General features: G+C 62.6%; 14 protein-coding genes and 1 pseudogene. 12 read left to right on the top strand and 3 right to left on the bottom strand.

Going from position 1 to position 14,450, the window contains the following annotated elements:
- The first annotated feature begins 60 nt into the window (after positions 1–60).
- The 3 genes from AC0NIH_RS10065 (at position 61) to AC0NIH_RS10055 (ending at position 4,053) form a co-directional block, all read left to right on the top strand.
- Entirely contained in the window at positions 61–1,830 is a 1,770-nt protein-coding gene (locus AC0NIH_RS10065; RefSeq protein ID WP_023765695.1) for a type I secretion system permease/ATPase, read from the top strand.
- Positions 1,827–3,176, top strand: coding sequence for an HlyD family type I secretion periplasmic adaptor subunit (locus AC0NIH_RS10060; RefSeq protein ID WP_023765696.1), 1,350 nt, complete (start codon positions 1,827–1,829; stop codon positions 3,174–3,176). Before AC0NIH_RS10065 ends, AC0NIH_RS10060 begins: the two co-directional genes overlap by 4 nt.
- A 178-nt stretch (positions 3,177–3,354) precedes the next feature.
- Positions 3,355–4,053: a hypothetical protein gene (locus tag AC0NIH_RS10055; protein ID WP_473465198.1), complete on the top strand. Its 699-nt coding sequence runs from the start codon at positions 3,355–3,357 to the stop codon at positions 4,051–4,053.
- Between the two features lie 49 nt (positions 4,054–4,102).
- Here the strand turns inward: AC0NIH_RS10055 and AC0NIH_RS10050 are convergent, their stop codons facing one another.
- A complete protein-coding gene (locus AC0NIH_RS10050) occupies positions 4,103–5,212 on the bottom strand; it encodes a branched-chain amino acid ABC transporter substrate-binding protein (protein ID WP_473465195.1) in 1,110 nt (369 codons plus the stop codon).
- Between the two features lie 157 nt (positions 5,213–5,369).
- Positions 5,370–5,807, bottom strand: coding sequence for a DUF2267 domain-containing protein (locus tag AC0NIH_RS10045; RefSeq protein WP_352710003.1), 438 nt, complete (start codon positions 5,805–5,807; stop codon positions 5,370–5,372).
- Between the two features lie 176 nt (positions 5,808–5,983).
- Between AC0NIH_RS10045 and AC0NIH_RS10040 the strand changes: the two genes are divergently transcribed.
- The 3 genes from AC0NIH_RS10040 (at position 5,984) to AC0NIH_RS10030 (ending at position 7,064) form a co-directional block, all read left to right on the top strand.
- Positions 5,984–6,229 carry a hypothetical protein gene (locus AC0NIH_RS10040; RefSeq protein WP_352710001.1) on the top strand — a complete coding sequence of 82 codons (246 nt, stop codon included), beginning with the start codon at positions 5,984–5,986 and terminating at the stop codon, positions 6,227–6,229.
- 94 nt (positions 6,230–6,323) lie between these two features.
- Positions 6,324–6,515: a hypothetical protein gene (locus AC0NIH_RS10035; RefSeq protein ID WP_023765701.1), complete on the top strand. Its 192-nt coding sequence runs from the start codon at positions 6,324–6,326 to the stop codon at positions 6,513–6,515.
- Between the two features lie 81 nt (positions 6,516–6,596).
- Entirely contained in the window at positions 6,597–7,064 is a 468-nt protein-coding gene (locus AC0NIH_RS10030; RefSeq protein WP_473465192.1) for a YbhB/YbcL family Raf kinase inhibitor-like protein, read from the top strand.
- Between the two features lie 230 nt (positions 7,065–7,294).
- Here the strand turns inward: AC0NIH_RS10030 and AC0NIH_RS10025 are convergent.
- Positions 7,295–7,756: pseudogene (locus tag AC0NIH_RS10025) on the bottom strand (invasion associated locus B family protein); the annotation flags it as partial.
- Positions 7,757–7,856: 100 nt separating this feature from the next.
- Here AC0NIH_RS10025 and AC0NIH_RS10020 point away from each other — a divergent pair.
- The 6 genes from AC0NIH_RS10020 to AC0NIH_RS09995 all read left to right on the top strand — a co-directional run bounded on the left by AC0NIH_RS10020 (position 7,857) and on the right by AC0NIH_RS09995 (position 14,335).
- Complete coding sequence (locus AC0NIH_RS10020; protein WP_473465189.1) at positions 7,857–9,320, top strand: phospholipase D-like domain-containing protein; 1,464 nt, start codon at positions 7,857–7,859, stop codon at positions 9,318–9,320.
- A 147-nt stretch (positions 9,321–9,467) separates the two neighbouring features.
- A complete protein-coding gene (locus AC0NIH_RS10015) occupies positions 9,468–10,322 on the top strand; it encodes an endonuclease/exonuclease/phosphatase family protein (protein ID WP_473465187.1) in 855 nt (284 codons plus the stop codon).
- A gap of 62 nt (positions 10,323–10,384) precedes the next feature.
- Entirely contained in the window at positions 10,385–10,720 is a 336-nt protein-coding gene (locus tag AC0NIH_RS10010; protein ID WP_084555498.1) for a hypothetical protein, read from the top strand.
- Between the two features lie 100 nt (positions 10,721–10,820).
- Entirely contained in the window at positions 10,821–11,423 is a 603-nt protein-coding gene (locus AC0NIH_RS10005) for an ANTAR domain-containing response regulator (protein ID WP_013893260.1), read from the top strand.
- Positions 11,424–11,425: 2 nt separating this feature from the next.
- Positions 11,426–12,664 carry a CmpA/NrtA family ABC transporter substrate-binding protein gene (locus AC0NIH_RS10000; protein WP_473465215.1) on the top strand — a complete coding sequence of 413 codons (1,239 nt, stop codon included), beginning with the start codon at positions 11,426–11,428 and terminating at the stop codon, positions 12,662–12,664.
- Between the two features lie 354 nt (positions 12,665–13,018).
- Entirely contained in the window at positions 13,019–14,335 is a 1,317-nt protein-coding gene (locus tag AC0NIH_RS09995; RefSeq protein WP_473465212.1) for a CmpA/NrtA family ABC transporter substrate-binding protein, read from the top strand.
- Positions 14,336–14,450: the final 115 nt, after the last annotated feature.

Below are 14,450 nucleotides of genomic sequence, written 5' to 3'. Positions count from 1 at the left end.
ACGCTGCCTCCCTCCCCCTGTAGATGATCTCGCGCCCTGCCTAAAGCCGGTTCAAAACAAATGAAATCAACCGCACAGCCCCGCGCCTTGCAGACGGTGATGAAAGAGGCTCGACGGGCCATCAAGCCGCTCGTTTGGTTCAGCGCCGGTATCAACATACTTATGCTGACGGGGGCAATATACATGCTCCAGGTCTATCACCGCGTATTGGGCAGCCACAGCTTGGAGACGCTAGTAGCGCTGTCGTTGGTGGCGGCGGCGGCTCTCGCGACAATGTCAGCCTTGGACATCGTGCGTGGCCGCTTGCTGGCCAAAGTCGGCGCATGGATGAACGTGCGACTGGCACCGGTTCTCCTGACCGCGACGGTGGAATACGCCGCCGCCACACCAGGCCAGGCCACGTCTCGCCCGCTGCGCGACCTCGACCAGGTGCGGAACTTCTTCACAAGCCCGAGCATCTTCCCGATTATCGACGCACCGTGGGCACCGATCTTCTTCGCCGCCATCTTCCTCATGCACCCGTGGCTCGGCTGGTTGGCACTCTGCGGCGGCATCGTGTTGTTCGCCCTGGCCCTGTTGAACGAATATATCACGCGGAAGCCGACCGCGGAGGCCGCAAGTGCCCAGGCGCGGGCCTACACGCAGGCCGAGGCGGCAATCCGTAACGCCGAGGTCGTCCAGGCGATGGGCATGTTGAAGCCACTGTTGGAGGGCTGGAAGGCGCAGCAGGACGAAGCAAACAAAGGACAGATTCTCGTCGCCCACCGCGGCGGCACAATCTCGGCCATCGCGAAGAGTTTCCGACAGGGTCTCCAGATGGCCATCCTCGGACTCGGCGCTTATTTAGTCGTGAAGAATGAGGCTTCGGGCGGTATCATGATTGCCGCCTCAATTCTGATGGGTCGCGCGTTGGCCCCCGTCGAACAGGCGATCGCCACGTGGAAGGCGACGGTGGGGGCCCGCGCGGCTTACAAGCGGCTTGTCAATGTCGCCGGTCAGCACCCGGAGATCACAACCGCCCTGCCATTGCCGCGCCCAAAGGGCAGGTTTGAGGCCGAGAACATCGTCCTCGCGCGCCAGGGCGGTGAGCACATCTTGAAGGGAATCAGCTTTCAGCTCAAGTCGGGTGAAGCGATGGCTTTGATCGGTCCGAGCGGAGCCGGCAAGACGAGCCTGGCGCGAATACTGGCCGGCACTTGGCGCCCATCAGGGGGTCGCGCTTTGCTGGACGGCATGAGCGTCGCCGAATGGGCATCGGAGGACCGCGGAAAATACGTCGGCTACTTGCCACAGGATATCGAACTCTTCGCCGGCACCGTCGCCGAAAACATCTGCCGCTTCACGACGCTCAGCCCAGCTGTCTTCAACAAGGTGGTCGAGGCCGCGCAGTTGGCGGGAGTTCACGACCTGATCAAGGGGCTGCCGAAGGGTTACAGCACCGACATCGGCGAATCTGGCGCGGCGCTGTCAGGCGGGCAGCGCCAGCGCATCGGGTTGGCGCGGGCACTCTACGGCGACCCGGCGCTCCTTATCCTAGACGAGCCCAATTCCAATCTCGACCGCGAGGGGGAGGAGGCATTGATCGCAGCCCTCGGCACGGTCAAGGCGGCGGGCACGACCATCATCCTGATCGCGCACCGACCAAACATTATGGAGAAAGTCGACAAGATATTGCTGCTCAACCGGGGCCAACTTGACCTCTTCGGGCCTCGCGACGCCGTCTTCAACGAACTCGCCAATCGCGCCGGCAAGGTGGCCCATATGCCAAAGGCGGCCCAGTTGGCGACCCTCGAGGTGGTCAAGGAAATCAAAGAGGTCAAAGAAGCATGAGCCGTTCCCCGGAATTGAACGTCGTGCCGTTGCCCGTTCCGCCGCCCTCCCTGCTGCAACCGGTGCCGCTGCGTCTCACGGGCGTGACGCTCACCGGATACGCGATCATGTTCCTGTTCTTCGGTGTGGCTGGGGGCTGGGCGGCGCTGGCGCCGTTGGACAGCGCCGCTGTGGCACCGGGTGTCATCAAGGTCGCCGGCGATCGCAAGCTCATCCAGCATCTCGAGGGCGGCATCATCGCGGAGCTGAACGCCGCCAACGGCGATATCGTCAAGGCGGGCAAGGTCCTCGTCCGGCTCGACGACACACAAGCCAAGGCGCAGCTGGACCTGGTCCAGAACCGCATAGCAACGCGTGAGGCATTGGCCGCTCGTCTCAGGGCAGAGCGCGATGGCAAGGCCGAGATCGCGTTTGATCCGACCTTGCTGGCAAATCCCGCCTCCGCAGTAAGGGACGCGGTGGCCGCACAGCGTGACGTGTTCGCGGCCAAGCGCCACAACTTGACGGACGAACGGGAAATTCTCAGCCAGCGCCGTCACCAGACCGAGAATGAGACTAAGGGACTCGAGGACCTTATCGCCACCGAGGACAAGCAGATCGTAGCGATCGAAGGTGAAACCAAGGACCTGGAAGGTCTGCTCGAGAAGGGACTGACCACTCGCGAGCGGTCGCTGTCGCTCAGGCGACAACAGCGGGAGATCGAGGGGCAGCGCGCCACCAATGTCGCTTCCATCGCGCGAGCCAGAAGCGGCATGGCCGAGATCGACATGCAGATCCTGAACCTCGACACGGTGCGGCTGAACGATGCCGTCGATGAGTTGAGCAAGGTCGAGGCAGAGCTGTTCGATCTTAGACAGGGGGAACGCTCGGCTAGGGACGTGCTTACCCGCACCGGTATCGTCGCCCCTGTTGACGGCATCGTGATGGACCTCAAGGTCCATACGGCCGGCGGGGTCGTGAAACCCGGCGACACGCTGATGACGATCGTGCCGCTCGGACAACAACTCGTGGTCGAAGCCATGGTCAAACCAGAGGACGTCGAGACGATAGCCCCCGGACAGCCCGCGCACATCAGCTTCCCGGCTTTCGCCCGCTACAACCTGCCGCCGCTTGATGGCGTCGTGGAGATCGTGTCGGCTGACCGCATGGTCGACGAGCGCAGCGGCGCACCCTATTTCGCCGCCACCGTGCTGATCGACAGGAACGAGCTCGCCAAGCTGGAGGGCCGCAAGCTGCTGCCCGGCATGTCGAGCGAGGCGATGATCCGCACAGGGGCTCGTACCGTGCTTTCTTATCTCGCCGAGCCGATCACGCAGAACTTCCGTCGAGCGATGCGGGAAAAATAGCCGCCAGAACGCGCTGCAACCTGGGGATCGACAGGGGCGATCTGCCGCGAAAAGCTTGCTCGGAACGAGTCCGGCTTTGTTTCAGCGGAATCCCGCCTTGCCCTGGTTGCGTCGGAACCCCACCCGACGAAGTTCGTTCCAAAAGGACGACCCCTTTTGTTCATCCCAACGGCCCGGCATGCCCACGAGCAAGACCAAAACCGACGAAGGCGAGAACCGGCAGCAACTCCTGCAGATAATGACCACGGAACATTTCGTGCTGGGAACAGCCAGGGCAGCCACCATTCAGGAGGCGAACCAGCGCGCGAATTTATTCCTGACTTCGGTCTCAAGCGCCACGATCGCCCTCGCCTTCGTAGCCCAGGTGACGAGGATGGGGCTTCCTTTCGTGCTGTTCAGCCTGATCCTGCTGCCATGCCTCTACTTCCTCGGGCTGGTAACATTCGTCAGGGCCGTGCAGGTCGCCGTCGAAGACATGGTTCACGCCCGTGGCATGGCACGTATCAGGCACTTCTATACCGAGCTTGCCCCTTCGATGACGCGATATCTTGTTCATTCCACCCACGACAACCAACAGGCGCTGCTGGCCGATGTCGGTCTCCAGCCAAGGCCCTGGCAAGCATTCACCAGCACCGCGGGAATGGTGAATGTCGTCAATGGTGCCATCGCAGGCGTCTTTGCCGGCGTGATGACCAACGCTGTCCTTGGCTCGACGGTTGGTCTCGCCGTAGCGGCCGGCATTCTGGCCTTTGTGGTGAGCAACTGGTGTCTGTGGCAACATCACGCGCGCAGCTGGGCGGGCGCCGAACACAAGCTGAAGGTGCTGTTCCCGGATGCGCCCCGCCATGACCGCATGGACGGGGCGCACAGCGGATAACCCGTCGAAAGCGATGGCGGGACGCCGCTGGTCGGGAGAGCGACGGATCTTACGCTGCGCGGCCCGCCTGCGGGGTTTCGGCAACCTGTCGGAACCGGCCGCTCTCCACCACATTGAGCGCGGTCACGGCGGCCAGATTATCGCCTTTTTGGTCCCACTCGACGGGATCGCGATAGGCGATACCCCTGAAGTGGAGATTGCGCATCGCTGCCACCACACCGCTTCGGTCGGGATATCGCTTGGCGTCATCGACGGCATCTTTTATCGCTGCGATCAAGACGCGGGCCGCATCGTAGGAATTCACGGCATAATTTCCGATCGGCCCAAAGCGGGCCATGTAACGTGCCGCGAACTCGTTCGAACCAGCGACCCTGCCCAGCTCCGGCGTGGCCGAGAGCACCAGGACACCTTCCCCCACCGTCGCGGCGTCTCCCGTCGGTTCGAGAAAATTCGTGGTGTCCCAGCAGCCGTCGCCACTGGCAAAAAGCTGGCGGAGGCCCGCGTGGCGCATCGCTTTCAAGATGTAAGCACCCTCGAAACTTCCACCGTAGAACAAGACATCGAAGTTCGCCCGCAAGGACGCCACCAGCGGGTCGAAATGACGGCTCCCTTCCCGAACGGTGCGCCGCTCCGCAATCCGTCCTCCAAGCGACAGAAATGCCCGGGAGAATGCGCAACCCATGCTGTGGCCGTACATTGTTTCCGTCTCGACCAGAACGGCTCGGCGCTTGCCCAGGACGTCGTGGAGATGACGCGCAATGGCCGCTCCGGTCTGATCGTCACGATTGGTGAAGCGAAAGACATTCGGCAGCGCGCGCTCGGTGAGCGCAGTGTCCGAAGCAATGGGCGTGATCATCCCAAGATTGTGTGCGGCATAAATCTCCGCCGCGGCCAAAGTGACGTTGCTGTTGTAGTGACCGACCACGCCAAGCACATCCGGTCGCCCACAAAAGTCGTCCGCGACTTGCCGGCCCGTCTCGACCGACCCCTGGTCGTCCGCTTTCTCGGCGGCAATGACAAAGCCCGCTATGCCGCCGCTCGCATTCTGCTCTTCGACCGCGAGTTCTACCGCCTGCGCCATTTCGACACCGAGCACCTCCCCGTTTCCCGACAGCGGTGCCCCGATCGCTATCCGGATCGTTTCGACACCGCTGTTCATGGCAGGTTCTCCATGGCCACCAACGGGCCTCCCGTGACCGAACTGCGCTTGTGCCCATCGGTTCCCCGTTCGACGGAAAAAAGACTATCAGCTGGCGTCGACGAGCCACGTGAGCGGCGCGGAGGTCCCCCGCCATTCGAGCGCTTCGAGGCGGCACCTATGCGCCGACGCTGTCGGGCCATAGCGCCTGTACGCCTTTCGGCAAGGCGTCGCGCACTTTCGCCGACTGGCCAAGGTCGACATGATGGGCAAGCGTCTTGAACACTGTTCTTGTCGCCTCGCCTGCGTCCACGGGTCGACCAGATTTCAGCGCTTCCGCGATGCGATGGACGAATTCCTCGACAGTGCGATCCCGGCTAGGCACATCGGACGGCTGATACTGATCGTAATATGCGCCCCTGATCAGGAGCGGCAGCTCCGCACCGAGATTGGCTCCCAATTCCGCGGGCAGCCTGTCGCGCAAGGCGCGCAAGACCACGCCAAGCACGTGCCATGCGAACTGCCGGTCGGGGCCGAGATCATCCATGATCTCGTTGAGCCAGATGTTGGTGGTCTGCACTGTCTTGTCGATAACATCGAGGCCGGTTGCAGTCATTATCGCCTCCAGACAAAGAACGCTCCCACGCCCACTGCCGGTAGAACACCTGACCGCTCGGATTGTTTCCTTCTTTCGATAATTGGTGAAGTTCGACGGACCGCTCCCCGGCGCGGAACATTCGCCCCACCCGATCGTTCCACGAAACGACGATAGGCTCCGATGAGGAGGAAATCATGGCCGGAAACAAGACCCACGAACAGCAGCTTCGCATCCTGGAAAAACACGAAAATACCAGGAATGCCGACAAGGATTTCAACGCCAAGGGCGATCTGAAGAAATCTGGAAGGGAGCGAGAGGCGTACCGAAAGGGCGCGGACCTCAAGCCTGATATGCCGGATATTGCCGACCGCGACGACAGGAACATCATCCGGGGCGAAAACCAGGAAAGCGGGCACCACAAGCGTCGCGCGGATGATTGAAACGCCTCCGTCGGCAGCCGCTGCCGGTAACGAAAAAGCAGCGGGTAACGACTGGCAACCTACCGCGATTTGCCAATCCCCGAGGAGGAACGCCATGGCCACGAGCAGGAAGATCACCACCGGCGCGAATGATCGGCCGCGCGATGCCCCGATCGGCCAGACCGCGGAGGGGCTGCCCGATGACAGCTCACAGCCGATCCAGGCGGACAACGAGCAGATCGAGCGTGTCCGCAAATCGCTGTCGCGCAAGCCGCAAGAGCGCAAAAGGCCTGCCACCGATGAATAGCTCTTGGAAAGCCGCCTCGATTAACCGGAACACGTGTCGCGCGACCTTGTCACCCCGCAGTAACCGGTAAGGAGACCAGTCATGACCTTTGCTTTGAGAAGCCCCGCCTTTGCCGATGGAGAGGGGATACCGCCGCGATATTCCCGTGACGGCGAAAACCTCTCGCCGCCGCTGCAATGGCAAGACGCTCCCGCGGGCGTCAAAAGCTTTGCCCTCGTCGTCGAGGATCCCGATGCGCCTTCAGGCACGTTCCGCCATTGGGCGGTCTACGACATCGACCCGCAACGCGACATTCTGGCCGAGGGCACGACCGCGGGCGCCAAGACCGAAAGCCTTGGGCATGGCATCAACGATTTCGGCAATCCCCACTATGATGGGCCCCAGCCGCCACCCGGGCACGGCCTTCATCACTACCATTTCAAGCTTCTGGCACTCGATGTGGAGACGCTGCATCTCGACCGGAAAGCGCCTGTCGACGAGGTGATGAAGAGAGCTCAGCCGCACATATTGGAACAAGCCGAATTGGTCGGTACGTTCGAGCGGAATTGAGCATCGGCGCCATCGAGGCGGTTGACGGAGGCTCCATGCGGTCACTCGCCCAATACAATTCCGGATGCCACGATCTGCGCCGTGCGCTCCGTCAATTTTCCGCATTTTACAAGCGTGGGTTTGACGTAGGTTTTCTTCTTCATGATCGCGATCCGATGTAGCACCGGACTAAACGACCTTCGGCACGGCAACGTTCCATCGGCCGGTATCGAAGGCAGCCGCCCTTCTCCTCACTTTGCGCTCAACGCGACCATGCGATCGAGCGCCGCGCTCAGGCCGTGCAGCGACACAGGAAATGTCAGCGGCGTCTCGGCATCCGTCGTGACATTGAGCTTCAGCACCGTGCCTCCCCGCATCTTTCCAACCACGGACCGATCGATGGCAAAGACCGCGAGGCAGCCCGTCGGCAGGCAGGTCCTGAAACGCTGTTGGGACGATGGCGGCTGATCGTCGATCTGCAGCGTCACGCCGGAATCGAGCAAGATGCCGAAAGGCAGAAGCAAGGTAGCCGTCGTCGAGCCGTCCGCGCATCTCTGTATCTCCACGGCAAGCAGTCTGTGGCCGTTCTTCTGGACCTGGTCCTGCGAAAGCGAGCAGACCCTCACATTCTCCTGGACAGAGCAAGCCACGCTCCAGTCCTGGTAGACTTCGCGCAGCGATGAAGGGCCATCCGGAACAGCCGCCACCTGCCGACCTCGGTTCAAATCCTCGGCCAGTGATGCCGCGCCATCGGGCTGCGAGGCATGATCTGATGCATTGCCTTCTGCAATCGCTCGCTGGATAGTCCCGGCAATGTTCGAGACTATTGCGACTCACGGCACCACAATCCTGGCGATCATCTCGGTGGCGATGGCAACCGTCGGCATCGCCCACGCCGTCATGACCAAGGAAGACGTCCGCGCCGCCACCGGCTGGGTCGGCGTGATGGTGCTGTCGCCGATCCTCGGCGTGCTGATCTATGCCGTCGCCGGCATAAACCGCATCCGTCGTGCCACGATCAGCGCACAGCGCCCGCTTGCCGGCGATGCGGTGTCGGCCAAGCATGAGCGCGACCTCGCCGCCGAGGAGGCCCTGATCGTCGAGCGCTACGGACAGCGCTTCACGGGTCTTAGAACGCTCGGCGACCGGGTGGCGAGACGCACGCTGAACCCGGGAAATGCAATCGACGTGCTGGAGACGGGCGACGAGGCCTACGCCGCCATGTGCGCGGCCATCGATGGCGCCGAGCGCAGCGTCTTGCTCGAGACCTATATTTTCGACAATGACGCCGTCGGCCTGCTCTTTGTCGAATCGCTGGCCAATGCCGTCCGGCGCGGCGTCACCGTTCGCGTGCTGATCGATGCCGTCGGCGCCCGCTACTCGGTCCCCAGCATTCTGGGGCACTTGCGCGAGGCGAATATTCCTGCCGATCTCTTCAACGGCAACATCGTCATGGGCCTGCGGCTGCCCTACGCCAACCTCAGGACCCACCGGAAGATCCTGGTGGTCGACGGCACGGTTGCCTTTACCGGCGGCATGAACATCCGCAAGGGTTTTTCCGCGGAGTTCGCCGGCTCGAACAGCGCCAGGGACACGCATTTCCGGGTAACCGGCCCGGTCGTCGCCGACCTCTTCTCGGTCGCCGCCGAGGACTGGCGCTTTGCCACCAACGAGGCGCTGAAGGGCGAAGCCTGGCGCATAGCGCCACTGTCGCCGGCGCCCGGCGTCCCGATGCTGGTGCGGGCGGTCGCTTCCGGCCCGGATGCCAGCAACGAGACCAACCACAAGCTCTTGATCGGCGCGTTCTCCGTCGCGCGCAAGTCGATCCGCCTGATGTCGCCCTATTTCCTGCCCGACCGCGAATTGATCAGCGCGCTGATCACCGCCGCCCGGCGAGGTGTCGAAATCGACATCGTCGTGCCGGCGGTGAACAATCTTTTCCTCGTCGATCGCGCCATGACCGCGCAATTCGATCAGGTGCTGAAGCACTATTGCCGTGTCTGGCGCACCGAAGGGCCGTTCGACCATTCGAAGCTGCTGTCGATCGACGGCGCATGGGCCTATATCGGATCGTCCAACCTCGATGCCCGGTCGCTGCGGCTCAACTTCGAGATCGATCTGGAGGTCCTCGACGCAGGTTTTGCCCGCGAGATCGAAGCGCGGATCGGATCGGCAATGACCACCGCCGTGCCGGTGACGCTCGATGCCTTGCGCGCCCGGCCATTCCTCATCAGGCTGTTCGACCGGGTCCTTTGGCTCGGTTCACCCTATCTCTAGATGGGTTTACCCCTATCTCTAGAGGAGTTTGCCCTATCTTTAACAAAACGACGTGTTTGCCAGATAGTTTGACGCCGATCATGGAACACAGACCGAAAGACTCTATTTGATGTGCATGGTGAAAACGGCTGAAATGGCGGGCACGCGATGCGGATGAACGGACGCAGCCTGCCCGCAAGCATGCTTTTGTCCATTCGCGACCGTCGGATGCAGAAGGCAAACGCCGCCGCGCACAAGACGACCGGCACCACCGGCACATTGGTCGCCTCCTACAACGTCCACAAATGCATCGGCGTCGACCGCAAATTCGATCCCGAGCGCACCAGCCGCGTGATTCGCGAAATCGATCCCGATGTCATCGCTTTGCAGGAAGCCGACAATCGTTTCGGCGACCGTGACGGGCTTCTCGACCTGCCCCGGCTCGAACGGGAAACCGGCCTTGTTCCCGTGCCGATTTCGGCCACCGGCAAGAGCCATGGCTGGCACGGCAATGTCCTGCTGTTCAAGAAGGGCGTGGTTCGCGACGTGCATCAGATCAAGCTTCCGGGGCTGGAGCCGCGCGGTGCCGTCGTGGCGGAGATCGAGATGGATGGAAGCCAGACTTTGCGCGTCATCGCCGCTCATCTCGGCTTGTTGCGCCACTCACGTTCCCGGCAGGCACGTGTCGTGCTCGATCTCATGAACAGCCCGGACGAAAAGCCGACCTTGCTGCTTGGCGACCTGAACGAATGGCGGCTCGGCAACCGCTCGGCGCTCAACACGCTGCATGCGACCTTCGGTCCGCAGCCGCCGGCGGTCCCCACCTTCCCGTCAAACCTGCCGCTGCTGGCTCTCGACCGGATCATGACCAATCGGCACGGACTGATCGCGGCGGTGGAGGCGCACGATACGCCGCTTTCGCGCGTTGCATCCGACCATCTGCCGCTCACGGCGCTTGTTCGCCTCGATCGTATGGCCGATCCTGATAACGCCATGATGTCCCCGGCGTCGCAAAGCGTGTAGATGCAACGGGAACGCCCGGTTCTTCCATGAGTTTATACCTCTTGGACAGGCAGGAGGATGAAATGAAAAAATTGATTTTGGCTTCCATGCTGGCATTTGCCGCGACAGCGGCAGTGACTGCACCAACGCGAGCCGCAAGCGTGATTATCCAGTCCGACGACGGCAACCGATATTCATCCGACGATGATTCCGACAGCGGAATTGTTATCCGCCGTCACCACAATCGGTATTATGACAACCAGTATGATGACGACCAGAGCGTCCAGTACGACAGTGATAGCGATTACCGGGATCGCGTATACCGGCGCCACCACCGGCACCATCGCTGCCACGTCGAAACGGTCGTGCATTGGCGCCACCACCACAAGGTGATTGAAGACGTTCGCGTCTGCGGCTGATCTCATGCGGCGAACGCCATGACGCGCATGGCTGCGGTCTCATTGATGGACATGGCTATGCCGCATTGCACAATTTGACGGCCTTGCCCACAATGCAGGCATGATCCGCCCCGCCCTAGCCGTCCTGGTGATCGATGAAAATCGCATCCGCGCCTCGATAATCGAGGCCGGCCTGCGCGAGGCCGGCCATCAGCAGGTCACCGTCATTCACGATGTCACCGGCATTGCGCGGCGGATCGCCGAGATCGAGCCTGACGTCATCGTCATCGACCTCGAAAACCCCAACCGCGACATGCTGGAAAACATGTTCCAGCTGTCGCGCGCCGTGAAGCGCCCGATCGCCATGTTCGTCGACCGCTCCGACCAGGCCTCCATCGAGGCCGCGGTCGATGCCGGCGTTTCGGCCTATGTCGTCGACGGCCTGCGGCAAGAACGCGTCAAGCCAATCCTCGACATGGCCGTAAGCCGCTTCAACGCCTTCTCGCGCATGGCGCGCGAACTGGAAGAGGCGCGCAGCGAACTGGAGAGCCGCAAGGTGATCGACCGTGCCAAGGGCATCCTGATGAAGTCGCGCGGCCTGACGGAAGAAGCCGCCTACACGCTGCTGCGCAAGACCGCGATGAACCAGAACCGCAAGATCGGCGACATCGCCCAGAGCCTGGTGACTGCCGCCGGGCTGCTGGGACCGGCGGAGGACGAATGACGATGGGCGCCGAGCACCAGATAACCGCCGGCTTCATGCCGCTTTTCGACAGCGCCGTGCTGGTCGCCGCCGGCGAGCTTGGCTTCGCCAGGCGCGAAGGCATCGACCTGACGCTGCATCGCGAGACCTCATGGGCCAACATCCGGGACCGCATCGCCATCGGCCACTTCCATCTCGCGCATATGCTGGGACCGATGCCGCTCGCCTGCAATCTCGGGCTGACACCGCTCGCTTCCGAGACCATCGTGCCGTTCTCGCTCGGGCTCGGCGGCAATTGCGTCACCATCTCCAATGCGGTGTGGGAAGGCATGGCGGCGCACGGCGCGGCGCCCGATCTCGATCCGGCGCGCGCGGGTGCGGCACTTGGCGCGCTCATCCGCGAACGCGCGGCCGCTGACCATGATCCGCTGCGCTTCGCGGTCGTGCACCCGCATTCAGGGCATAATTACGAACTGCGCTACTGGCTGGCCGCTTGCGGCATCGATCCCCAGCGCGAGATCGAGATCGTCATCGTGCCGCCGCCCTTCATGGCGGACGCACTGGCCGCCGGCCGCATCGATGGCTATTGCGTCGGCGAGCCCTGGAACAGTGCCGCGGTGGCGGCCGGCACCGGCCATATCGTCACCGTCAAGGCGCTGTTGTGGCGCAACAGCCCGGAGAAGGTGGTCGGCGTGCGCAAAGCCTGGGCCGAGCAGTCCCCCGAAGCCCTGGCGGCGCTCTTGCGCGCGCTGCATCATTCGGCGCGCTGGTGCCAGGATCCGGCGAACCGCGCCGAATTGGCCGATGTGATGGCCAAAGCTGGTTTCCTCGGCCTGCCGCCGGCTGTGCAGATGCCGATCCTCACCGGCCATCTCCAGTTGGGTGGCGGGGCGGACCTGGATATCGACGACTTCTTCGTGCCCTTCGACAAGGCGGCGAACTTCCCGTGGAAGAGCCATGCCTTGTGGTTCTACACGCAGATGGTGCGCTGGGGGCATGTCGCGCACACGCCCGACAATCTCGCCATTGCCCGCGACTGCTACCGTCCCGACCTCTACCGTTCGGCGCTGAAGCCGCTGGGCGTGGCGCTGCCGGGTGCCAATTCGAAGGTCGAGGGCGCGCTCAAGGCAGCAACCGCGGTCGGCGCGACCGGGGCGGGCCTGGTGCTTGGCCCCGACGGTTTCTTTGACGGCCAGATCTTCGATCCGGACCGGATCGAAGCGTATGTCGAGAAGCAGAAATCGGCCCGCGCGGAAGCTTGATCGTTTCCGCGCCATTCTTGTGCATTGCACAAAAATTGTGCGCGCGATTGCTCTGGTGAACAATCTTTGGTCTGCTCGCCATGGCGCCTGACGCTTTGACGATCGGCGTTTAGCAATGATTTCATTGATATTTTTCCCTCACCGTCAAACTGGCACGGTTCCTGCTTTGAAATAAACAGGCCCTTCGCGGGTCACGGAACAGGCGTCCAATGGCGGGCGCCACAGGCAAAGCTGCCGCTCAGGTCAAGACGCGATCCGATTCCCGGACGCGACGACCTGGCCGGCGGCTTTTTTGTTTTTGGGTCAATCGACGGCGCGGATCGCGTTCAACCGGAGACGACGATGAAGAAGACAATGAAGAAATTAATCGGCACCGGCACATCGCTCGGGGATGTGACGCGTCGTGATTTTCTGGTCAGCAGTGCGATGACAGCCGGCCTGTTCATCGCCGCCCGCAAACTCTTTCCGTCCGGCGCCCATGCCGCTACCTCCGCTCCGGAAGTCACTGGCGCCAAGCTCGGCTTCATCGCGCTGACAGATGCCGCACCGCTGATGGTCGCCAAGGAGAAGGGGCTGTTCGCGAAATTCGGCATGCCCGATGTCGAGGTGCTGAAACAGGCCTCGTGGGGCGCGACGCGCGACAATCTGATGCTCGGCGGCGCCGCCAACGGCATCGACGGAGCCCATATACTGACGCCGCTGCCCTATCTCATGCACACCGGCAAGGTGACGCAGAACAACCAGCCGATGCCGATGGCGATCGTGGCGCGGCTCAACTACGACAGCCAGGGCATTTCGGTCGCACAGGAATATGCGGCAACCGGCGTCGGCCTCGATGCCTCGAAACTCAAGGACGTTTTCGCGGCCAAGAAGGCGGCCGGCAAGGACATCAAGGCCGCCATGACCTTCCCGGGCGGCACCCACGATTTGTGGCTGCGCTATTGGCTGGCCGCCGGCGGCATCGATCCCGACAAGGACGTCTCGACCATCGTCGTGCCGCCACCGCAGATGGTGGCCAACATGAAGGTCGGCAACATGGACGTGTTCTGCGTCGGCGAGCCGTGGAACGAGCAGCTCGTCCACCAGGGCGTCGGCTTCACCGCGGCCACGACGGGCGAGTTGTGGAAGGGCCATCCGGAAAAGGCGCTCGGCCTGCGCGCCGAGTTCATCGACAAGTACCCGAACGCCACCAAGGCGATCCTGATGGCCGTCATGGAGGCCCAGCAATGGTGCGAGGCCACGCAGAACAAGGACGAGATGGCCGCCATCATCGGCAAGCGGCAATGGATGAACGTGCCGGTCGCCGACATCATTGGCCGCCTCAAGGGCGACATCAACTACGGCAATGGCCGCGTCGCCACCGGCACCGATCTCTACATGAAGTTCTGGAAGGGCGGCGTCTCCTATCCTTTCAAGAGCCATGACAGCTGGTTCCTCGCCGAGAACATACGCTGGGGCAAATTCGCGCCCACCACCGACATCAAGGCGCTGGTCGACCAGGTCAACCGCGAGGATCTGTGGCGCGAGGCGGCCAAGGATCTCGGCATTGCCGCCGCCGACATCCCGGCATCCTCCTCGCGCGGTGTCGAGACCTTCTTCGATGGCAAGGTCTTCGATCCGGCCAACCCGTCCGCCTATCTCGACAGCCTCAAGATCAAGGCTTCGGCCTGACCTTCGCAAACGGCGCGTTGCGCCGTTTGTCGTGACCAGCGCAAACGGCACGTTGCGCCGTTCTCGTCCCCAGGCAACGGACCGTTCGACCGCCGGCCCTTACCATCTGCCCACG

This window comes from Mesorhizobium sp. WSM1386 (genome assembly GCF_055901595.1).
This window is presented reverse-complemented; position numbering and strand designations above follow the sequence as displayed.